Origin of the sequence: Occallatibacter savannae (genome assembly GCF_003131205.1) — a bacterium.
In the GTDB taxonomy this organism is placed as follows: Bacteria; Acidobacteriota; Terriglobia; order Terriglobales; family Acidobacteriaceae; genus Telmatobacter; species Telmatobacter savannae.
The window spans coordinates 1,530,558-1,553,109 of record NZ_QFFY01000001.1 but is presented as its reverse complement, the minus strand read 5'-3'; the positions used below and the strand labels follow the sequence as shown (position 1 = coordinate 1,553,109).

At 58.7% G+C, this 22,552-nt stretch carries 18 protein-coding genes; 11 read left to right on the top strand and 7 right to left on the bottom strand.

The genetic code is table 11. From position 1 onward, the window contains the following. Positions 1 to 110: 110 nt before the first annotated feature. On the top strand, positions 111 to 875 hold the full coding sequence (locus DHV10_RS06820) for an SRPBCC family protein (protein WP_162601270.1): 765 nt from the start codon (positions 111 to 113) through the stop codon (positions 873 to 875). Next, entirely contained in the window at positions 872 to 2,044 is a 1,173-nt protein-coding gene (locus DHV10_RS06815; RefSeq protein ID WP_109485491.1) for a zinc-dependent alcohol dehydrogenase, read from the top strand. Before DHV10_RS06820 ends, DHV10_RS06815 begins: the two co-directional genes overlap by 4 nt. A 60-nt stretch (positions 2,045 to 2,104) precedes the next feature. On the opposite strand, the gene DHV10_RS06810 is transcribed toward DHV10_RS06815, so the two are convergent. Further along, entirely contained in the window at positions 2,105 to 2,830 is a 726-nt protein-coding gene (locus tag DHV10_RS06810) for a secretin N-terminal domain-containing protein (protein WP_162601269.1), read from the bottom strand. Positions 2,831 to 2,999: 169 nt separating this feature from the next. Here DHV10_RS06810 and DHV10_RS06805 point away from each other — a divergent pair, with 169 nt between their 5' ends. Beyond that, positions 3,000 to 3,728 carry a hypothetical protein gene (locus tag DHV10_RS06805; protein ID WP_109485489.1) on the top strand — a complete coding sequence of 243 codons (729 nt, stop codon included), beginning with the start codon at positions 3,000 to 3,002 and terminating at the stop codon, positions 3,726 to 3,728. Here DHV10_RS06805 and DHV10_RS06800 read toward each other — a convergent pair. Continuing rightward, positions 3,725 to 4,663, bottom strand: a complete 939-nt coding sequence (locus DHV10_RS06800) for an L-lactate dehydrogenase (RefSeq protein WP_109485488.1) — start codon at positions 4,661 to 4,663, stop codon at positions 3,725 to 3,727. The two genes, DHV10_RS06805 and DHV10_RS06800, sit on opposite strands and share 4 nt — an antisense overlap. Positions 4,664 to 4,742: 79 nt before the next feature. After that, complete coding sequence (locus DHV10_RS06795; protein ID WP_109485487.1) at positions 4,743 to 5,993, bottom strand: aminopeptidase; 1,251 nt, start codon at positions 5,991 to 5,993, stop codon at positions 4,743 to 4,745. A gap of 267 nt (positions 5,994 to 6,260) precedes the next feature. Between DHV10_RS06795 and DHV10_RS26960 the strand changes: the two genes are divergently transcribed. The 5 genes from DHV10_RS26960 (at position 6,261) to DHV10_RS06760 (ending at position 13,256) form a co-directional block, all read left to right on the top strand. Beyond that, on the top strand, positions 6,261 to 7,757 hold the full coding sequence (locus tag DHV10_RS26960) for a PAS domain-containing protein (RefSeq protein ID WP_162601268.1): 1,497 nt from the start codon (positions 6,261 to 6,263) through the stop codon (positions 7,755 to 7,757). A gap of 51 nt (positions 7,758 to 7,808) precedes the next feature. Beyond that, entirely contained in the window at positions 7,809 to 8,630 is an 822-nt protein-coding gene (locus DHV10_RS06775; protein WP_109485486.1) for a DUF3142 domain-containing protein, read from the top strand. After that, positions 8,627 to 11,074, top strand: coding sequence for a hypothetical protein (locus DHV10_RS06770; RefSeq protein WP_109485485.1), 2,448 nt, complete (start codon positions 8,627 to 8,629; stop codon positions 11,072 to 11,074). Before DHV10_RS06775 ends, DHV10_RS06770 begins: the two co-directional genes overlap by 4 nt. A 124-nt stretch (positions 11,075 to 11,198) precedes the next feature. Next, positions 11,199 to 12,254 (top strand): aminopeptidase, encoded by a 1,056-nt coding sequence (locus DHV10_RS06765; RefSeq protein ID WP_239461342.1) that lies wholly within the window; start codon positions 11,199 to 11,201, stop codon positions 12,252 to 12,254. Between the two features lie 126 nt (positions 12,255 to 12,380). Then, a complete protein-coding gene (locus tag DHV10_RS06760) occupies positions 12,381 to 13,256 on the top strand; it encodes a TraB/GumN family protein (protein WP_109485483.1) in 876 nt (291 codons plus the stop codon). A 91-nt stretch (positions 13,257 to 13,347) separates the two neighbouring features. Here the strand turns inward: DHV10_RS06760 and DHV10_RS06755 are convergent, their stop codons facing one another. Beyond that, on the bottom strand, positions 13,348 to 14,604 hold the full coding sequence (locus tag DHV10_RS06755) for a S53 family peptidase (protein ID WP_109485482.1): 1,257 nt from the start codon (positions 14,602 to 14,604) through the stop codon (positions 13,348 to 13,350). Between the two features lie 385 nt (positions 14,605 to 14,989). On the opposite strand from DHV10_RS06755, the gene DHV10_RS06750 reads away from it, so the two are divergent. Next, entirely contained in the window at positions 14,990 to 16,723 is a 1,734-nt protein-coding gene (locus tag DHV10_RS06750) for an alkaline phosphatase family protein (RefSeq protein WP_109485481.1), read from the top strand. 76 nt (positions 16,724 to 16,799) lie between these two features. On the opposite strand, the gene DHV10_RS06745 is transcribed toward DHV10_RS06750, so the two are convergent. The 3 genes from DHV10_RS06745 to DHV10_RS27695 all read right to left on the bottom strand — a co-directional run bounded on the left by DHV10_RS06745 (position 16,800) and on the right by DHV10_RS27695 (position 17,857). Next, positions 16,800 to 17,078: a DUF3303 domain-containing protein gene (locus DHV10_RS06745; RefSeq protein ID WP_109485480.1), complete on the bottom strand. Its 279-nt coding sequence runs from the start codon at positions 17,076 to 17,078 to the stop codon at positions 16,800 to 16,802. A gap of 117 nt (positions 17,079 to 17,195) precedes the next feature. After that, entirely contained in the window at positions 17,196 to 17,585 is a 390-nt protein-coding gene (locus tag DHV10_RS27700) for an alpha/beta hydrolase family protein (RefSeq protein WP_239461310.1), read from the bottom strand. Then, positions 17,582 to 17,857, bottom strand: coding sequence for a hypothetical protein (locus DHV10_RS27695; RefSeq protein ID WP_239461309.1), 276 nt, complete (start codon positions 17,855 to 17,857; stop codon positions 17,582 to 17,584). The genes DHV10_RS27700 and DHV10_RS27695 overlap by 4 nt, the downstream gene beginning before the upstream one ends. 150 nt (positions 17,858 to 18,007) lie before the next feature. Between DHV10_RS27695 and DHV10_RS06735 the strand changes: the two genes are divergently transcribed. Then, positions 18,008 to 18,889: an ABC transporter ATP-binding protein gene (locus DHV10_RS06735; RefSeq protein WP_109485479.1), complete on the top strand. Its 882-nt coding sequence runs from the start codon at positions 18,008 to 18,010 to the stop codon at positions 18,887 to 18,889. Positions 18,890 to 18,904: 15 nt separating this feature from the next. Further along, on the top strand, positions 18,905 to 22,549 hold the full coding sequence (locus DHV10_RS06730) for a M1 family aminopeptidase (protein ID WP_109485478.1): 3,645 nt from the start codon (positions 18,905 to 18,907) through the stop codon (positions 22,547 to 22,549). Positions 22,550 to 22,552: the final 3 nt, after the last annotated feature.

Genomic DNA, 22,552 nt, shown 5'->3' with positions numbered 1-22,552 from the left:
CATGCCCTGTGATGCGGTCGGCGATCAGCGCTTCCACTCTGCGCAGCACACATAAAGATCGTGGCCAGAACTCAACTTGCGCCAACCAAAATTGTCTTCGGAGTACTTCCATGTCAAATTCGTTCACCAACGGACGCAACGGACGATCGCGCGCCGCCCAGCGCTCAGGTACAACAGAGCGCGCCATCACAATTGCTTCTGGAGCTCTGCTACTCGCTCCCGTGCTGCGAAAGCGATCCATCATTGCGTGGACAGCCGCCGCGGCCGGAGGCGCCCTGATCTACGACGGTGTGTCGGGCGCTTGTGCGGTCTCGCAGAAACTCGGGCTCAGCGCCGGATCTCCGGCAACGCAGCGCATCCATCAGTCCATCACAATCGGGAAAGATGCGGCTGAACTCTATGCGCTCTGGCGCAACCCTGACACCATGACGCGTCTCATGCGCCCATGGGCCGACATCGATATTGCAGGACAGAACCACATCCGCTGGTCTGTTCCCCTGCCCATCGGACCGGCTGTCTCGGGTGAAGCCGTGATGGTGGAAGAGCGACCGAACGAAATGGTGCATTGGTCTACGATGCCCGACGGCGGCCTGCAGATCAACGAGTGGTTCCATCTCAATCCCGCTCCGCAGAACCGTGGAACTGAGGTGACTCTCGAATACCTTGTGGACTTCTCGCGTCTTCAGGGCGGCCGCACCATCCGCGCGATCTCTTCTTTCTTCGATAAAGCGCCGCACATGGTAATCGGCAAGGTGCTTCACAATTTCAAGGCACTGGCGGAGACCGGCGAGATCCCCACGCTCGAGCGCAATTCTTCGGCCCGTTCTCAGAACGAGTCGCAGGTCAACAACCGCTGGAGAGGAGACCTGGTATGAGAGCACTCTGCTGGAACGGCGTGAACGATCTCCGCGTCGAATCGGTGCCGGATCCGAGTATCGTGAATCCGCACGACGCAATCCTGAAAGTTACCATGTCGACCACCTGCGGGTCAGACCTGCACTTTATCGATGGATACATACCGACGATGCGCGCCGGCGACATCATCGGTCACGAATTTATGGGCGAGATCGTAGAGACCGGTCCTGAGGTCAAGCGCATCAAGCGCGGAACCCGCGTCGTTATCCCGTCGTTCGTCTGCTGCGGCAGCTGCTGGTATTGCAAGCACGACCTCTGGTCGCTCTGCGACAACACGAATCCAAACGCGAATCTTCAGGAGCCGCTGCTCGGTTATCCGACAGCGGGAATCTACGGGTACACGCACGCGTTTGGAGGATACGCAGGAGCGCATGCGCAATACGTGCGCATTCCCCACGCGGATACGGATTGCTTCGAGGTACCCGAAGGGCTTCGGGACGAGCAGGTCATCTTCCTCTCCGATGCGGGACCGACGGGTTATATGGGTGCGGACTTCTGCGACATCGCACCGGGTGACACCGTGGCCGTCTGGGGATGTGGCGGGGTTGGCCTTGCCGCGCAGAAAGCCGCATACCTGATGGGCGCCGGGCGCGTGATCGGAATTGACCGGTTCCCGGAACGGCTGGAGATGGCGCGCAAGCACGTCGGCTCCGTCACTATCAACTACGAAGGGGTCGACAGCGTCCTGGAAGTTCTCAAAGACATGACTGGCGGCCGCGGGCCGGACTCCTGCATCGACGCCGTCGGCATGGAAGCGCACGGTACCGGCGTCCAATACGCCTACGACCGCGTGAAGCAGGCAATGCGGATGGAGACCGATCGCGGCGGCGCACTGCGCGAGGCAATCATGGCCGTGCGCAAGGGCGGAACGCTCTCGATTCTCGGCGTCTACGGGCTGATGGATAAATTTCCCATTGGCGTCATCATGAACAAGGGACTCACAGTTCGTACGGCGCAGCAGCACGGGCAAAAGTACATGCGCCGCATGATCGAGCACGCTCAAAAAGGCGAGTTCGATCTCTCGTTCCTCGCCACGCATCGATTCCCGCTGGAAGAAGCTGCTCGCGGCTACGAGATGTTCAAGAACAAGACGGACCAGTGTGTCCGGTCTGTCTTCCTTCCCAACTAAGTTGACCCCGGCCGGTTGCTTTCGATTCTCATGCGAAGCACCGGCCGGCAAACCCCTACGCTACTGCACTGCTTCAATTGCCACCTGCACATCCATGTGCTTGCCTTCTGCCAGATCGATCGATCCCAGCATCACAGGCTTCGAAGAGTTTACAAACGACTGCGCTTCCAGCACAGATTGGTCCACCAGCGGATCCTGAATTCCGACATTCGACTTCTGGTCAGATACGCTCGTCGCTTCGATCTTCGAGGTGAGCCGTTGCCCATCCCCGTATCCCTCGATGTCCGCATCCACGTTCAGCCCGATATCCTGGTATTGAAACTGCGTATTTGCGTCGTGCGCGCCGCTCTCTTTGTATGACCCCGTCATGATCGGCACCCGCGTACCTTGCTTCGTAATTCCTCTTCGCCCTGGTGAAACAAGCATGGTCAGCCTCCTCGGAGCGGCGTGCCCGTCGTTGATCGTGTACGTCACGCGGTAGAGTTTCTGCGGCTTGTCCAGATCTGCGAGTATTCTCTGGGCCAGCGCCACATCCTCTGCACGCCCGCTGACGGATAGCGTATTCTCGGTGGCGGCGTAATAAACCTTTGCGGCCGGAATCATGTTCCTGAGTGCCGTCTGTATGTCGTTGGCCGTGCGCTGATTGGTCGCGTTCTTCAGCGTAAAGGTCTCATAGCGCTGCTCAGATTTTTCAGGCCCCTGGGCAATCGCGCCGGCCGCGCACATCGTGAACACAGCGGCGGCACTCGCCCCCAGCCAGACACACTTCTGTTTGTAAGCACTCATTGCAAGCCTCTCGATCTGAAGTGTTTTCGTGGATTTCGCGGCGCCAGTTCTGCCGCCGTTCATCTACATACACACATGACGCGGCTGACCCTTGATCGCTCGTAATCTTTTCGAAAGTGCCGCGATCGCGTCACACTGCATCGAACCCTGAAGATGCAAGAATGACGGCGTGACGGTTGGACGCGAGTTGAGAAGACTTCATACAGCAGGCGCAATCGCGATCGGCTTCTTGCCGATCCTCGGCCTCTGCGCATCGCGCGCTCAGCAGCCCGATCCCTCTGCCATTATTCGCGATCTCGACGCCGCCAACATCTCGCGCCACAACAACGTTCTTGAGTACTCGAACATCGAGCGCTATGTTGTCTATCGTGGCGAAGACCAGACCCATCCTGCAGCCGAGATGACGGTTCGCGTTACCTACAAGAAAGGGGCAGGGAAGAGCTACACGGTTCTTAAGCAGTCAGGCTCAGCCGTCGTGCTGAAGTTTGGCCTCTACCCTCTTCTCGAGAACGAGAAGGCCATCAACGATCCGTCGCGCGTTGCGCAGTCCTGGTTCACCACTGCGAATTACGACATGCAGTTGAAGCCGGGAGTAACACGCGTTATCGATGGCCGCAACTGCGTAGCCGTTGCGATCGCACCGCATCGCAAAGCTCCGAACATGGTCGAAGGAACACTATGGGTAGACGCGCGCGATCACACGCTGGTCGAAGTCGATGGCGTGGCTTCCAAGAAGCCGTCCGTGTTCGCTGGGAGAACATCCATGATGCGCCGCTATGTGAAGATGACGGGCTATGCGATGGCTACCCACGCCCATGCCGAATCTTCAAGCTTCCTCTTCGGTCGTACCGCGGTGAACATCGACTATAGCGACTACCAGTTTCAGCTTCAGCACTAATATCCAAGCCCGCGAACCACGCTTCGAATCCGCTCCGCGCTCTCCTGCAGCCCGGTTTCTTCGTCCACCGTCATTGGAATCGGCAGAGGAGCCTCCATGCCGCTGCGGCCCACGATCCGCGGCAGGCTCAGGCAAACCTCCTCCATGCCACGGAACTGACAAAGCTGTCCGCTCACCGGAAGCACGCGCCGCTCGTTGTGCAGAATCGCTTCGAGGATGTTGCATACGGCCAGGCCCACGGCGTAGTTTGTCGCGCCTTTGCCCTGAATCACCTGGTACGCAGCTTCTTTCACGTTCTTAACGATCGCGTCTTTATCGCTGGCGGTCAGTCGCCCGTGGCCCGGCACGCTCCACTGGCTCAGGGGGATGGAACCGATCGTCGCGCTCGCCCACAGCGGAATCTCGGAGTCGCCGTGCTCGCCTGCGATGTAGGCGTGAACGTTCTGCACGGCCACGTTGCAGTGTTTCGCTACCAGGTACCGGAATCGCGAACTGTCCAGCACGGTGCCCGAGCCGATTACGCTCTGCCAGGGCAGTCCAGTAATTTTGAGGGCGATCTCTGTCACCACGTCTACCGGGTTGGTCACCATGAGCAGCAGCGCATCCGGAGCCACCCGCATGACCTCAGGCAGCAGCTTCTTGCAGATGCCCGCATTCGCCTCTGCCAGATCCATGCGCGTCTGCCCCGGCTTCTGCTTTGCGCCAGCGGTCATCACCACTACATCTGCTCCGCGCAAAACCTCGACGTCGTCCGATCCTTCGACGCACGCTTGCGGCAGAAACAGAAGCCCGTGGTTAAGGTCCAGAACCTCAGCATCGACCTTCGTTCGCGCGATATCGAAGAGGTCAATCTCTCGCGCTACTCCGCGAATCAGCGCCGCATAGGCGATAGTTGCCCCGACGCTTCCCGCACCAATGATCCCAATCTTTCCCATGCGTCCCTCGCCCGACCCGCGAGATTCAAATTACCGGTTCTAATCCCTGTTCCCTGATCCCCAATCCCTAATTCCTGCTCTACGCCCATTCACCGTTGCGCATCAGCGGCTCTACGGTTCCAGTTGCTGTCACTCCATCGATGTCGAGCTTGTCCGATCCGATCATCCAGTCGACGTGAATCAAGCTGTCATTCGCGCCCTTGGCAGCGAGTTCATCTTTGCTCAGTTTGTCGCCGTCTTTTACACAGGAGGAGTAGGCCTGACCCAACGCAATATGCGACGCGGCATTTTCATCGAAGAGCGTATTCAGAAACACCAACCCGCTTGCAGCAATTGGAGACGAGGCCGGAACCAGTGCCACTTCGCCCAATCTACGCGCCCCGTCATCGGTATCGATGAGCTTCTGCAGCACCTCTTCGCCGCGGCTCGCGTGAGCTTCCACGATCCGGCCTTTTTCAAAACGTACCTGGATGCCTTCGATCATCGTGCCCTGATGCGACAGCGGCTTGGTTGCTGTTACGGTTCCGTCTGCGCGATCCTTGTGCGGCATGCTGAAGACTTCTTCTGTCGGCATATTCGGGATGCAGTAGACTCCATTGCCTGCCGTCGTTCCTCCACCCATCCACACGTGATCGTCGGCCAGGCCCAGCGTGAAGTCCGTGCCCGGCCCGCGATACTTCAGCGCAGAGTAGCGCTTCTCATTGAGATACGCGGCACGTTTTTGCAGTCCGGCATCGTGTCTCTTCCAGTCGCTCACCGGGTCGTCCACATTGATTCGTGTGGTCTGGAAGATTGCGTCCCAGAGCTTGTCCAGAGCCACTTCCGGACTGTCATTCGGATACAGTTGCGCTGCCCACGCGGGCGTCGCGCTCGACACGATGGTCCAGTTGATTTCGTGGCGCGTAATCAACTCCAGCGCCGGCCGGTATGCCTGCGATACCGCGCGGTTCGCGCGCCCGACCTTTGCTGGGTCCTCGTTCGACAGCAATGAAGGATTGCCACCGGTGATTGCCAGACGCGCCGCGCCGCTTCGAAAAGCCTCGCCCATGCCGTCGTAGAGCCATTTCGCAGCCTTGTCAAAGGCCGCATCTGGGGCAAAGTGATAACGCATGAGTGCCGCGTCATCGTCGACATAGAGCACAGTCACGAGGTGCGCGCCTGCTCGATAGGCATGCTCCGTGATGCGGCGCGCCAGAGGAACCGAATCCAGGGACGCAGTCATGAGGAGCTCCTGGCCTTCCTTCAATCCCAGCCCGACTTTGACTGCCACTTCTGCCAGCAGATCCAGCTTTTGCTCATGAGTCCGTTTCGTTGCCGCAGGTGCCGCCATCAAATCGTTCCTCCAGGGATGCCTTTTCGCGCAGCCGAATCGAGCCTGACGCCGCGTTGTTCCATTCTAGGTTGCCGCAAGGGCGAAATCGAACTGGAATCGAAGCTAACCTGCACCTCTGATGCTGTTTGCAGGATCCTTGTGGACTTCTTATTTTTGGCCCCGTACACTAAGCGGACCGTTCGAAGTTGTACTCGGGCCGAACCACCCTTCCGTTGGGACCTGGGATTGTTGCGCTGGAAGGCATACCGCTCCATCGCTCGACCTATGTCCGACCAAAGTCACACTTCGCATTCTGTGCTGCCTGACGAGCAGGATCTGCTGCGCGCGTTCTTCGATGCCAGCATTGATTTTGTGTACATCAAAGATCTAAGCGGCACTTACATTGCTATGAACGCGGCGGGGGCTCATGCGCTCGACCTTGAGCCGGATGAGATCGTCGGTAAAACAGACATGGAGATCTTTCCCCCCGAGACTGCAGCGCGATGGAGGGATGAAGATCTGCGCGTACAGCAAAGCGGACGGTCCATCACAATCGAACAGGAACTCATCCTCGACGGAAGGCCCGCGTACCTGCACACCGTCAAGGCGCCCTGGCTGGACGCATCGGGCCGGGTGATCGGTACTGTTGGCGTGTCCCGCGACGTAACCGACAGCCGAATCGCAGAAATGAAAGCGCGAGCCGTGGAGTCTCGCTTTCAAAAGCTCTTTGCCGCAGATCTGCTTGGCATTCACATACCCGATCGGTTCGGCGCTATCACCGAAGCCAACGATGAGTTCCTGCGCATCACCGGCTACACGCGCGCCGATCTAGAGGCGGGTAAGGTTCGGTGGGACACGATGACGCCGGCGGAGTATGGCCCCCTCGACCAGGCTCATATCGCGGAAGCCGCCGCGCGCGGATCGTGCACACCTTACGAGAAGGAATATATCCGCAAAGATGGAAGCCGTGTTCCGATCATGTGCGGATACACGCTGCTCGAGGGTTCAAGCGACCAGTACATCGCCTTCATCCAGGACCTCACTGCACTGCGCAAAAGCGAAGAGGCGCTTCGACAGGCGGAGAAGCTCGCCACCGCCAGCCGCTTCGCAGCCAGCATGGCTCACGAAATCAATAACCCGTTGGGTGCCGTGACCAATCTGATTTACCTGGCGCTCTCGAATGGCAGCCTCGATCCGCAGACGCGCGAGTTCCTCGAGTCTGCCGACAAGGAACTCTCCCGGGTTTCGCGTGTTGTGACGCAGACCCTGCGCTTTCACAAACAGCTCACCGCTCCTTTGCGCGCCGACTTGGCCGAGATTATGGAGTCGATGATCCCGCTCTTCGCCTCCAGGCTCCACCAGCAACACGCGACAATCATCCGTGAATTCAAGCCGGGATCTCCGCTGCTCTGCTTTCACAACGATCTGCGCCACGCGTTTGCCAATCTTGTCGGCAACGCACTCGACGCGCTTCGGAGTGAAGGGCGCATCCGACTCCGCATCCGCAGAGGGTGCAGCTGGGGTGAAACTTTACGGCCGGGCATCATTGTCACGGTTGCAGACAACGGCCACGGCATTCCGGATGCCATGCAGAAACGGCTCTTCGAACCCTTCTTTACAACCAAGGAAGAGACCGGCACGGGGCTCGGGTTGTGGGCCACGCAGAGCATCGTGCGCAAGCATCACGGCCGCATTTCGGTTCGCACGTCCACCGACGCGCAGCGCCACGGCACAGTGTTCCGGATCTTTTTCCCTCAGGATGGCATCGACGCTATGCCGTGATCGGCATTCGATGTCTCGTGTACTGAATCGGTTCTCGAAGATCTCGCAGGCTTGACGCGACGCTCCGTTCAGTCCATCCTCATCTCGTCCACCAAAATGCATGTGCTCGCCGGCAAGATTCTGGGCTTCACTTCGCTACTCCTCTGCTGCCTGAGTCTCAAACCTGACGCTCTGAACCTGAGGCCGCCAGCGGGCCGTATGCGTATATTGCCTGCGCGAATTCTCTGGGTTTGGGAACGCCGCGAGGACCTCACAGGCATCGATCCGCAGACCACGGCAATTGCCGTGCTGGATCGGACGATCCTTCTCGGGCGCAACCTGAAGGTGTTGCCACGCCGTCAGCCTGTCCTCTACCCGGAAGGAGTCAGGCGCATTTCGGTCGTCCGCATCGAAGCGCCGGCAGAAATTGCGTCCGGGCTGGAAGCCGCGACAGCCGCGGCGATTGTCCAGGCTGCAATGGCCGACTCCTCGATCGCAGCACTGCAGATTGACTTTGACGCGCGGCGTTCGCAACGCGCGTTCTACACGCGTCTTCTCCACGATCTTCGCCGCAGTCTGCCGCCCGCACTGCCCTTATCGATCACAGCACTTGCATCCTGGTGCAGTTCCGACGATTGGATGCGCGGTCTGCCGGTTGACGAAGCCGTTCCTATGTTTTTTCGCATGGAGCCGGAGCGCCGCTTCGCACCGCCTGTACTGCCGCAGCTCGAGATGCGCGAGCCCCTCTGCAGCGCTAGCATCGGGATCTCCACCCATGAACGACACCCCGATTTGCTCGCAGGCAGGCGCGTCTACATCTTTCCGGATCGTGGATGGCAGCAGGACCTTCCGCTGCTGAGCGACAAGAACTTTGCACAAAGGACCGAGCCATGAAACGGGTCACCTCGATGCTGTCTTTTCTCGTTGCCTCAATGTTCCCCTTCATCTCTGTGGATGCATGCAGCCCGGGGTTCTCTGACGACGTGTTCGTGCGCAAACTCGGCGCCGATCATCCCAGCCTCTTTGTCGCGGGCAGGCTTGGAGTGCTGCTGCCGACCTACAGTCGCACCGATCTCTCCGTCGCCTACCGCTACCTGAACGGAGGAAGTCTCTCGCCCGAAGAGCAGAAAGCGTATCAGCCCACCGTCTCCGTGATTGATCAGGGCAGAGAGACGGAGACGGTCGGGACGAAACAGCCCGCTGAAGCCATCCAATTTAACGAACCTGAGGGCCCGGCCGATCTCTGGCTCGAAGCCCGCGGCCACTACGCTGCGCCTCCACCCGACGTTCATCCCGTCAAGCAATTCAGCATCACCTATCGCGCCGGGTTCTTTCTCGCGGGCGAATATGAAAACTGCCAGACGGACGCGTTCCGTACCGCTGTCAGCACACTCGAAAACCGGGCGAAAGCCTGGGGTCCGCACAGCCTTGAACTCGCCGACTGGATCGAGGGCCAGGACGCGGTCTTCTCCAACTGTGGGGGAACAGGTCAGGCATTCTTCTACCCGGAGTCAGCAAAGCCGGTCATCCATCCCCTTCAGCCGAAGGACGAACCTGCCGGGGTGCCATTGCTGCTTCGCCAGGACCGGGCCTACCAGAAGGCCGCAGCGCAATTCTACGCAGCGCAGTTCCAGTCCTCTCGCGCCGGCTTCCAGGCCATCTCCCAGGATTCCGCTTCGCCCTGGCACAACATCGCACGGTACCTGGTGGCTCGCACGCTCATCCGCGAAGCTTTCCTCTCTTCCAAGAACGACGCGCAGCAGGGAATGGCCAATTTTAATTCCGACCTGATGAAGCAGGCGCAGCATCAGCTTGAGTCGCTGCAGGGTGAGCACCTGAAAGGCATCTCCCCGCACGGCGTGCAATCGATACTTAACTTTGTCCGCCTGCGCACCGAGCCAGCTGAACGCCTGCGCGAAATTTCTTCGGCGCTCGCCGGGCCCAAGCCTGACCCCGAATACAAGCAGGATCTCGCCGATCTCGATTGGTATCTAAACAGCAAGCTGGACTCGACCGCACTTCGTGAAGACTTTGACTCGATGGAATCGCCCAACCGGCCGGCATCCGATTTTGAAAAGGCATTCACCAACGCCGACGAGCTCAGCGCCACCTCTCCTCTGATTGACTGGCTGATCACGTTCCAGTCTCCTGCGGACGCGGCGAAGAAGCATGCCATCCTCGAGTGGCAGCAGCACAACACGAGCGTTCCCTGGCTTGTTGCCGCGATGGCTAAAGTTTCGTCCACCGATCCGGAAGCTTCCGCGCTCATTACGGCATCCGCGCAAGTTCCGCAGTCGTCGCCTGCCTGGCCCACCATCGCATTCCACCGACTCCGCCTTCTCATCGACACCGGCCATGCCCCTGACGCTCGCCGTGAACTCGAAAGGGACTTTCCGAACATTGAGGCCACCGGCAATGAGTCAGCGCTGAACCTCTTCACTGGGCTCAGGATGCACTCAGCGCCTACGCTCGAAGCCGCTCTGTCCGACGCGCCGCGCAAGATCCTCGATCGCTCGTCCGAGCAGCAGTCAGCACTGGATCAATGCCTCAGCGTGATGCAGGACCCCAAGCGCAAGTACGACTGCAAAGACAGAAAGAGCGCCGTTGAATTCAGCGAAGATGCTACCGATGTCTTCAACAAGTCGGTACCCCTGGACACGCTCGCGCAAGCCGCGGAGTCGAAGGCGCTCCCGCCGCCACTCAGCCAGTCCGTCGCCGTGATGACGTGGGTCCGGGCTGTCATGCTGAAAAATGAAGAGGTAGCCGACAAGATGCTGCCGCTTTTGCCGCAAAAACTGCAGCAGCAGGCCGGCCCGCATCCGGGCTTCCGAGCGCAGATGGCGCTTCTCCGCAATCCGGGCCTGCGCCCGTTCCTCGACCCAGGAGTTCAGCGCTCCGCATCGTACGACTTCGTGGAGAGCTTCGCCGACAACTGGTGGTGTGGAGGCTGGAACATGGCCGGCTCCACATCGGCTGCTCCAAACTCAGCTCAGTCTGTCGCATTTCTCACGCCGTCAACGAAAGCCGTGGCCGAGAAGGAGAACGCAGCGCTGCTTGCATTGGGGAGCGCCGATGAGTACCTCGGGTCGCAGGTGATCGACTATGCCCACTCTCATCCCGATGATCCCGACGTTCCCGAAGCACTCTATCTGACGCTTCGCATGATTCGTTACGGCTGCTACCACGGTGTGTCTGAAGTAGACACGAACAGGCCCGACGGCAGCCGTGTGCCGACGATCGCTCGTGAAGTGGGAGCCCTGATGCGTCAGCGCTATGCCACGAACCCCTGGACGAAGAAGGCCGCTCCCTACGTCTGGCCGGTTAAGAAGAGCGGCTGAAATCGCGCCCACGCGATGGGGCCGCAGTGCGGATATTTGCTACCCTGAATGGATAGCCTTGTGCCTGTCCCAGGCTCTGCATCCGTGTGGCAGGCAAGGCTCATCCCCTCATCGGAGCACCGCCATCGCCAGCTTCACTGCTACCGCTTCCCATCTTCTTGCGCAGCCATTTCCTGCGGAATTCACTCCCGGCGCGCGCTCGGCGGTTTTCACTTGTCTGCGGATCCTGCCCGACGAGAAGGTCACGCTCATCACCGACCGCGTGACCGAGCCGATCGCGGCTTCGATTGCTGCGCAACTGAAGGAGCGCGGGTGCACGTTCAATGCCTTCATCCTCGAAGATCTTGCGCCGCGGCCGCTGACCGACATGCCCGCACCAGTGCTGGAAGACATGGAAACATCCGCCGTCTCCATCTTTGCCGTTCAGGTTCAGCCGAACGAATTGCGCTCGCGCATGCAGATGACCGACGTTGTGAACCGCCGGCACATGCGCCATGCGCACATGGTGAACATTACGCCGGAGATCATGTGCGACGGCATGCGCGCCGATTACGACGCTGTTGATCGATTGTCGCAGCAGGTGCTCGAGCGAGTCCGGCGCGCAGTTCGGATCCGCGCAACCACCGCAGCGGGAACCGACATCGTGTCTGGCATGAATCCCGAATACAAGTGGTTCAAGACGTCCGGAATCATTTCTCGGGAGAAGTGGGGGAATCTTCCCGGTGGCGAATGCTTCACATCGCCGGGCGAGGTCAACGGCGTCTTTGTTGTCGACGGAGTTGTTGGCGACTGGCTTTGCGCGCGCTATGGATTGCTCGAGGCTGCTCCGCTCACGATCCAGATCGCGCAGAACCGTATCGTTTCGTGCTCCAGCGCGAACAAGCAGCTTGAGCAGGACTTTTGGGCATACACGCACACTGACGAGAATTCGGACCGAGTCGGCGAGTTCGCCATCGGCACAAACATCGGCGTCTCGCGCGTGATAGGCAACATTCTCCAGGACGAGAAGTTTCCCGGGATTCACATTGCCTTCGGCAACCCATACGGGGAACACACCGGAGCTCCCTGGCGCTCGACGACACACATCGATGTCGTGGGGCTCGGCTTCAACATCTGGCTCGAATATGCAGACGGAGAAGAGCAGATTATGGAGAACGGACGCTTTCTTATCAGCGTCTGATCTGTTCGGGGGCGACATGGGGCATGCCGAGGTACTTTAGGCTGTATCTGCTGCCCGGGCTCGACGTCGAGAGATTGCCCATCGTGTCTAATTCTGCAATCCTGATCGCAACGTGAAAGGATCCGCATGAACCTCCTCCGAAGGCTAATCTCATCTCTGCTTCTCCTTTGTGCTGTGGCCGGTGGCGCTCTTCGCGCAGCCGCGGAGCCGGCAATCTGGGTAGTCAAGGGTCCGCACGCGAAGGTTTATCTGTTCGGCACGATTCATGCTCTGGACCAGAACCATCCGTGGCATTCCGCGAAGGTTGACGCAGCGATTCAGCAGAGCCAGTCTCTCTGGCTTGAAGTGCCGAATGTCGACGACGCGGCTTCCATGCAGCCGCTGATCATGCAGCTCGGGCTCGACATGGCCCATCCACTCTCATCGAAGCTCACGCCCGAGCAGATGACCAAGCTTAATAAGGCTGCCGCATCGCTTCCGGGCGGCTCCGGCATGCTCGACATGATGAAGCCGTGGCTGGCCGGGATGATGCTCAGTCTCGCTCCAGTCATGCAGGCCGGCTACGACCCGAACACCGGAGTCGAACTGCAGCTTAAGCCCGAATTCACGAAAGCCAACAAGCCTGTAAAGGGCTTCGAGACGATGGAGCAGCAGATCCACTACTTCGCGGACATGAGCGACAAGGCGCAGCTCGACTTCCTCGTTTCCGAACTCGACGACTCCGATAGCGCGGTGGACAAGTTCAAGGAACTTGTTGCTGCCTGGTATTCGGGAGATGTCGCCAAGCTCGATGCGCTCAACAACGCCGAGTTTCGCGAAAAGTATCCCGACCTGTTTCAACTGCTGGTTGTGAAGCGGAATCAGAATTTCACGTCTCAGATCCAGGATCTGCTCAAGGGAGATGGCGTCAGCTTCGTGGCCGTGGGCGCTGGGCATCTGGTAGGGAAGGACGGCGTCCCCTCGATGCTTGAGAAGCAAGGGTTCAAAGTCACGCGCGAATGAGGCGGAGATTTTTGAGTGCGTCGTGAGACAGAAAGCAAAACGGGGCGATCTCGCGCCCCGTTTTGCTTGTGCATGTGTACGAGGTGTTGTCCTACTTTCCTCTCAACTCCTTCGGCGAACCAAGGCCAGTGCACAGGTCATACCCGCCTCGAGCGAACGTGCCGATGTACAACCCGCAATTGCCATAGTTGATGTTGTTAAACCGTGCGCCCTTTCCGGAGTACAGCATCTCGTTCTCTGCCTGGCTGCTGGGAGCAAAGCTTCCTGCCGCATTCAAGATTCCGGCCAGAGAAGGCGATGACACGCTCGTGCCGCCCACAACGTACCAGCCGGTTCCCAGAACCGCGTTGGTGTCATAGATCCACACACCCGTGTTGGGATTCGCGTCGAACGAGAGGTCAGGCGTGCCGCGCATGCCACCTACGACGGACTTCACCTGCTTCTGGAAGGCCGGGATCGGTTCAAGAGCGCTGGTGCCGCCGCCCCCGTCCTGCCAGGTGTTTTCAAGGATCAGCGCGCCCGTATTGATGTCCCGCGAGAGCGTCGTGCCTCCCGCTGCCACAACATTGGGAGAGACCGCGGGGTACGACGTCCCCGGTGCGTCTCCTGTGGATGCCAGGTAAACCACGCCTGGTGTGGTGAACACTGCGTCGAGGCTGTTTTCGCCTTTGAACTCGCCGCCGCCCCAACTCATCGAAACCTCGCCGCCTCCTGCAGCTTTCACCAGGTTGGCAGCCGTGATGACTGCGTTGAAGAGATTGTTGAAGCTGTTGGTCGCCGCTTCCACCAGAAAAATCTTGGCATTCGGAGCCATGGCATGCGCCCACTCGATGTCGAGCGATTCTTCAATCTCCCATCCACCTGTAGGGTCCTGCTTGGGCTGAGTGCCTTGCGCATAGACCACTGTTAAGTCCGCAGGCGGAAGCCCGAACTGGGTTGAGAACTTGGTGAGATCGGCTGCCGCGGTCGGGTCGTCGTAGGCATCCACGATTGCGATAGCGCGGCTTCCGCCGGTCGGGTTTGCGGTCGTGAGATTCGGGTTACAGCCGGGCACGATCGTATCTACGAGGTGATAGACGCAGGCGATTGAAGCTGGCGTTTCGTACAGATATCCCTTAAAGGGCGGCAACTCGCTGGGCTGGGCTGACACTGAGGGGAAGTGCATCTGCGACGCTGAGGGAGCGACCAGTCGGAGATGGGTGCGGGCGACCAGATTGCCGTCAGCGTCGACGCCTTGTGTCTGCGTCGACGGTGGGGCGATCACATGTGACTGAGCTGAGATGACGGGCGAAAAGCTGAGCAGCGAGGCGCAAGCTGCCGTGGAGAGAAGCCAGAGGGGGCGACTCATCAGAACCTCCTGAAATTTTCGTCGAACTTTGTCTTTCTCGAACTTGGTTTGGAAAGCGTTGCGGACAGACGAGCAGAGGTAGGTCTCAAAGATATTCGTACACAGCTTCGAACGAAAATAGGACGCGGAACTGCGACTGTCAAGAGCGGATGAAACTTCACATGTGTGTTGTCGTCGCAGCTTCGGTTGCAGCACTCACATAATCGGCACGGCAAGCGGGTTCCTTTCAGCCCGGACGGGCTCTGCGAACGCCCGATGAATAATCTATGAATTGCCTGTGAATCGTATCCTCCCTTAATCCGAGATTAAGACTCGGCGCACTAGTCTGCGCATTGTGCGTCTCTCGCTTTCCCCAAGATGAGACGCATCAATTTCAGGAGGAAAAATGCGCAAACTAGCTCCCGCAGCAGCTGCACTTGCTGCGCTGCTCTCAGTCACAGCGGTCGCAGAGGATCACGATCGCGATTGGGATAAAAGCGAGATCAAGCACGTTCTGTTGATCAGCATCGATGGCATGCATGCCATCGACTTTAGGAATTGTGCTCACGGCATTGCTGGCGCCAACGGGGGCAAGCCCTATTGCCCGAACCTGGCATCGCTCGCCACGACGGGCGTCAACTACGTTGCGGCCAGTGCATCGAAGCCGTCTGACTCTTTCCCCGGCCTGATGACGATCGTGTCGGGAGCCACGCCGCGCACCATGGGCGTCTACTATGACGTCGCTTACGACCGGTCCCTCGACGGTCCGCAGGTACAGACCGGAAACGGCAACGGCCCCGGGCCTTGCACAGCTGGCGCGGCGCCGACAGGGTTCACCACCGAATATGAAGAAGGAATCGACATCGATCAGACAAAGCTGAACGGCGGAGCTCCAGGAGCGTCGCTCACCGATGGCGGAGTGGCCTCGCTTGATCCAACCAAGATGAATCGCGATCCCGCAGCGGGCTGCGCGCCGGTTTATCCGTGGCAGTTCGTGCGGGTCAACACCGTTTACGGAGTGATCCACAAAGCAGGCGGATACACTGCCTGGTCGGACAAGCATCCTGCCTACTCGTCTGTCGCAGGCCGCGATGGTGTGGGCGTTCTCGACGATTTCTATTCGCCCGAAATCAACTCCAACGTGATCGGCCTTCCCGGTGTCACTACGGCCGGCGGCGTCTCGTGCGCCTCGGTCAGAGACGGCGCAGCCGATCTCACTTCGTGGACGAACAGCTTCCAGAACGTTCAGTGCTACGACACTTTGAAAGTCAACGCCATCCTGAACGAGATCGACGGCAAGACGCACAGCGGCGGTCATGCAAAGACTCCAACCCTCTTCGGCATGAACTTTCAGTCGGTCAGCGTGGGACAGAAGCTTGTCGAAAATGGTGTCAAGGGCGGCTATCTCGATGCGGCTGGAACTCCGACCGACAGTTTGCTGAACGAGATCGAGTACGTGGACGATTCGGTGGGCCAGATGATCATGAAGTTGAAGGATCACGGCCTGTACGAGTCAACTCTCGTCATCATCACCGCAAAGCACGGGCAGTCCCCGATCGACCCCAGCGCACTCGACAAGATCCCCGGCAAGACGAACAACGGGCTTTCACCGGCAACCTTGATCTCGAACCAGCTGCACAATGCAATGCCGGCTTCAGAAGATCCGAACGGAAGCGGGATCGGTTCCACTGAAGATGACATCTCGCTGATCTGGCTCACCAATCCGTCCTATACCGGTTCTGCAGTGTCGCTGCTGGAGGCTAATAGGAGTCAGACAGGCGGCGGCCAGATCTTCTACGGATCGTCGCTCGCCCTGAATTACAACTGGCCTGGCTTGCCGCCCAACGGTGACCCGCGCACACCGGACATCATCGTCCAGCCAAACGTCGGCGTCATTTACACCGGCAGCGGCAAGAAGGTGATGGAGCACGGGGGATTCGCGCATGATGATGTCAACGTGATGCTGCTGCTCTCCAATCCAGCTTTCCGTCCGCGCACGGTCTTCAGCGAAGTGGGAACGCTGCAGGTGGCTCCCACGATCCTGAAGGCTCTCGGTCTCGATCCATCGAAACTCGACGGCGTTCGACTGGAAGGCACCGGAACTCTGCCCGGGGTCAACCTGCACTTCGACGAGCAATAAAGCGGATCACGCAAGACGAAGCGGGCGCGCGTTGCGCCCGCTTTTCTCTTTGGTGCATTGCCGGTGCTTCTGCGAGTCAGGCGCTGAACAGCTTGCTCAGAGCTGCTCCGGCTTCAGCATCCTCAACCACAACGTGCCCGTGGAACTCGACCAGTGGGCCCCATGCCGCAGATCCTGCATACATCGCTGCTGGATCGTTTGACTCGAAGAGCACGAAACCACCACTCAGGTCAGTCCTGTGCCAGCGACCCAGAATCGTGACACCCTCTTGCGGCTTCCCCCCGGTTTCGAGGAAGTGCTTCACGGCCTCTTTGAACGCGCCCGGGCGGATGCTCCAGGTAGCCATCACTTTCATAGCTCAAGCCTCCTTGCTGAATTGAGATCCTTCGGTCGAATGGTGAATCGAACGGGGACGCCGAAGGCAGCCAGTATAGCGAAGCTTTTTGTGGATTCAAGCCATAATTCGCCGCAGCTATGCTTGCTTGATGAATCCGAGAAAGGCCTGAACAATTCGGGGAGGGAGATCGTCCTGAGTCTTCTTGTTCAGCAACTCATGCCCCGCACTTGTGACCATCATCAAGTGCGTGCGTGCAGGGATGATGGCGACGGCTGCCTGCAGTTCTTTGGGCGTTCCGAAGCCGTCGCGATCTCCGCTTACGAATAAAGCCGGCGTTCGGAGAGAAGGGAAGTGCTCAGTGCGCAGGTTGGCGGGTTTCTCCGGAGGATGCAGCGGATAGGAGAGAAACAACAACGCCGCCGCGAGGTCCGGCTCTTCTGCCGCCAGCATTGAGGCCTGACGACCTCCGTAGGAGTGCCCGCCAAGAAAGATCCGTCCTGTTGTCTCTCGCCTCAAAGCATTCACTGCCGCTCGCAAGCCGGCCTGATCTTTTGGGCACTGCCGCGCATTGGGGGGCCCGAGGGCCGGGATTGCCGGAAAGGCAGATCGCAGCGCAGCACGGTGACGCCAGCCTCGCAGAATGCCTCGGCGAGCGCTGTCAACAGCGGCGAGCGGCAATTGGCTCCGGCGCCATGGGTGAGCACCAGCCCGTCCGCATTGCTGCGTTTCGCCCGATGCAGAAAGCCACGCACCGGCGCGACAGCGCTTGAATCATCTCTGAATTCAACACCGTTCATCGCCCCAAGATTCCTTCCGCGATCGGCAATGCACGCCGCTGAAGCCCGTCACTACTACCGTGCCCAGCGAACCAAGGCTGTGATAGCATTCCGACCAGTATTCCCCAGCCTACACAAAAGTTCCCATGATGAACCAGGAGGTTCACGGCCTTGGCTCTGACCATTGCGGGTCTTTCGAAAACCTATCCGAACGGAGTGAAAGCACTCCAGGACATCTCGCTCACGATCGGAAATCATATGTTCGGGTTGCTCGGTCCGAACGGCGCCGGCAAAAGCACGTTGATGCGGACCATCGCGACCCTGCAGGCACCTGACACAGGGTCCATCCATCTGGACGGCATCGATGTGCTTGCAAAGAAGGCTGAAGTTAGGCAGATTCTGGGCTACCTGCCGCAGGAGTTTGGGGTGTACCCCAAAGTGTCGGCGCTCGACATGCTGCATCATCTGGCGGTGATGAAGGGCATCACCAACAAAAAGGAGCGCAGCGAGATCGTTGACGCTCTGCTGCAGCAAACAAACTTGTGGGAGTCGCGAAAGAAATCGCTTGGAACGTATTCAGGCGGGATGAAGCAGCGGTTCGGGATCGCTCAGGCGCTATTGGGAAAACCCAAGCTGATCATTGTGGACGAGCCGACAGCGGGGCTCGATCCGGCGGAGCGCAATCGGTTCCTGAACCTGCTGAGTTCGATCGGACGGGAGGTCATTGTCATTCTCTCGACGCATATCGTGGACGATGTCCGAGAGTTGTGCCCGCGTATGGCGATCATCGCCAAGGGAAAGGTTCTGCTGGAAGGGGCGCCATCGGAGGCGCTGAGTGCGCTTGACGGAAAGATCTGGTCGAAGGTCGTCGCCAACGACGAGGAACTGAAGGCTCTGGAATCGGAGATGCAGGTCATTTCGACCCATCTCATCGCGGGCCAGCATGAGGTCCGCATCTACTCCGATTCAAACCCCGGCGATGGGTTCAAGCCAGTTGAGTCGGGCCTCGAAGACGTGTACTTCCTCAGCCTCGCCCGTAGCGCAAAAAACTGAAACCGGGAGACGACGATGCGACTGTTCTGGGAGTTCTTCCGATTCGAAATCAGATTCCGCCTGAAAAGCATTTCCACATATGTTTACTTCGCGATCTGGTTCTTCTTCAGCTTCTTCTGCATCGCATCAGAGAACTTCGGTCCGATTGCGGCGGGCAACGGTAAGGTGCTACTGAACGGGCCGTTCGCGAATGTCTATAACGACACGTTCGCGTGTTTCTTTGGCCTGATCGTGATCGCGGCAATCTTTGGAACCTCGATCCTGCGGGATTTCCAAAGGGATACGACACAGATCGTGTTCACGAAGCCGATTACGAAGTTCGCATACCTGGGCGGCAGGTGGGCGGGCTCGTTTGTTACGACCGTATGCATTTTCTCCGGGCTGATTCTGGGAGAGATGGCAGGTACGCTGCGGCCCGCTGATCCAACGAGACTCGCCCCCACCCACCTCTGGTGGTATTTTCAGCCGTTCCTCTCGATCGTCATCGTTCAGATCTTTCTGACCGGGACACTGTTCTTCACCGTAGCGGCTCTTACGCGCCGCATCTTCATCGTCTATCTGCAGGGCGCGGCTCTGTTCATGCTTTACCTGATGGGAATGGCCGCTTTTTCGACGACGCGGGCGGTGCATCTGTTCTGGCCTGGAGTTTTCGATCCCATCGGCGTAATCCTGAATGACTCGATCACCCGCTACTGGACCGTGGTCGAGAAGAATTCACAGCTATATTCCTGGTCGCTTCAGCCGGCCGGGGGGGTGTTCGTCTACAACCGCCTGCTATGGATCGGCGTCGGCCTGGTTTGTCTTGGGCTTCTGGGGCGCTTCTTCCCGATGTCGCTCGAAGCTCTTACGGCGCGTAGCAGCCGACGAAGAGCACGACAGGCCCTGGCTGAAGAAGATGATGCTCAGCCCGTTCGCAGCCGTGCGGTTGCGCGCATCCCGGCGGTGCATCAAGCGTTCGGCTCTTCAACTTCGATCGCGCAGTTCAAGAGCCTGACTCGTCTGCGAATCTTGAATGTGGTTCGCGATATCCCGTTTTGGGTGTTGTGTGTTCTGCTGGCTTGTTTCGCGCTTGTCAACGGTCACTTTGCCGGCCGGGTAGAGGGCATCGACGTTTGGCCGGTGACTTACCTCATGCTGCAGTCGGTGGAAGGTAACGCGATGCTGTTTCTCTTCATCGTAGCCACCTTCTATGCGGGCGAGCTGATCTGGCGCGAGCGCGATACGCGCTTCGAGGGAATCCATGATGCATTGCCGATGGCGGAGGCGACAGACTGGCTTTCGAAGCTGACTGCTTTGTCGCTTGTTGAACTCGCGATGTTAACCGTAGCCGGACTTTGCGGGATTGTGATGCAGACGGTGGCGGGCTACTTCCACTATGAGCTACTGCAGTATTTCGAAGAGCTGTATCTGATCACGTTCTCGCAGGTGCTGATCTTCGTTCTGTTCGCGCTCTTCGTGCAGACGATCGTCACCAACAAGTTCATCGGGCACGCGATCGTAGTCGGCGCCTTCCTGGCGCAGATCCTGCTGTTCAACTACGGCTGGGAGAACACGCTTTATCTGTTCGGCGCCATCCCGCCGTACACCTACTCCGACATGAATGGCTACGGCCATTTTGTGAAGCCGCTATTCTGGGCCACCGTGTACTGGGTGAGCATCTCGGCTTTTCTAGGGGTGCTGTCGATCGGGCTTGCCCGGAGAGGAGCCGAGACGTCGCTCAAGGCGCGCCTGCATCTTTTGCGACAAAATGCCGTGCACATTGCTCCCGCCGCTGCGGTTTTTCTGTTGCTGGCGATTGGTAGCGGCAGCTGGTTCTACTACAACACGCATGTTCTGAATGAGTATCTGAACAACAAGCAGCGTCGCGAAATTCAAGCTGACTACGAGAAGAGCTTCAAGCGCTACGAGCACCTGCCTCAACCGAAGGTGCTGGAGGTCGATTCAGAAATCGATCTCCTCCCTGAGAGCCGGTCATTCACCGGCACCGGGCACTATCTTCTCGAAAACAAGACGTCTGGGCCGATCGGCGAGATCCACATCACGAACCAGCAGCAATCTGTGAGCGCCGTCGCGTTCGATCGGCCTTTTCACGTCCAGTCACGGAGTCCGCGGGATCTTTACGTTATCTACGCGTTAGATAAGCCGCTTGCTCCTGGCGAAACGATCAACATGACGTTCAAGGTCAGTAAGCTCAGCCGCGGGTTCAACGATGGACATGAGCGCGCGGAATTGGCTTACAACGGCACTTTCATTGACGCCGGATTTTTCCCGACGATTGGCTACGACCAGGGCGTCGAGATCACCGATCCGCGCAGACGCCGCGAAGAGCACCTGGGAGAACTGGAATTGCTGCCCGCGCGCGGAGACAAGGAGGCGAGTCTCGTGAATCTGTTTTCGCCGCAGGCGGACTGGATTCACTATCGAACGACCGTGAGTACATCCGGCGATCAGATCGCTTTGTCTCCCGGGTATCTCGTCAAAGACTGGAAGGCGAATGGCCGGCATTACTTCACCTATGACATGGGTGAGGTGGAGATGGCAGACTTCTTTGCCTATATCTCCGGGGCCTACGAGGTGACGCGCGATACTTATCAGGGCGCGCAGGGGCCAATTGCGATCGAGATCTACCACTTGCCGTCGCACAAGTTCGATGTGCAGGACATGATCGACTCCTCGAAGGCAGGGCTCGCTTTTTACGAGAAGGCCTTCAGTCCGTTCCAGTTTCGCCAGTTCCGCATCATCGAGTTCCCCCGTTATCGCGGCTTCGCTCAGTCCTTTCCCAACACCGTTCCATACTCCGAAAGCATCGGCTTCATTGAGCGGATGCAGAAGCCGACCGATATTGATTTCACCTACTTCGTGACGGCGCACGAGCTCGCGCACCAGTGGTGGGGGCACCAGCTGATCGGTGGCCGTGTCGCCGGGTCCAACATGATGTCGGAGACTCTCGCCGAATACTCCGCGCTGATGACGATGCGTCATAAGTACGGGGACGACAACATGCACAAGTTCCTGAAATACGAACTCGACCGGTATCTTCGCGGTCGCGGCACGGAATCGCGCCGCGAGGAGGCGCTGGGCCAGGTGCAGCAGGAGGCCTATGTCTGGTATCAGAAAGGCGGCCAAATCATGTACGCGCTTTCTGACTACATTGGCGAAGACAAACTGAATCTGGCGCTGAAGAATTTCCTCATGCAGTATCGCTACGCCAATGCTGGAACATCGCAATCGACGCCCTATCCTGATACGCGACAACTGATAGCCGAGCTGAGGGCGCAGACGCCTGAGAACCTGCACTACTTTATCGATGACTCATTCGAAAATATTGTGCTTTATGACAATCGCATCGAGTCAGCGAAGGTGACACCCACGGCGGACCACAAGTACAAGGTCACGATGGTGGTTGAGTCGCACAAGATGAAGTCGGATGGCAGCGGAAACGAAACTCCGATGAAGGTGAACGATCTCGTCGATATCGGCGTGTTTACCGGCTCGAAGGACGAGGAGAAGCCGCTGTATCTGCAGAAGCAGTGGGTGCACGACGGCAAACAGACCTTCGAGGTGGTTGTAGACAAAATGCCATCCCGCGCCGGCATCGATCCGCTCAATAAGCTCATCGATCGCAACGGCGACGATAACGAGACGGACGTATCGAAGTAGCTG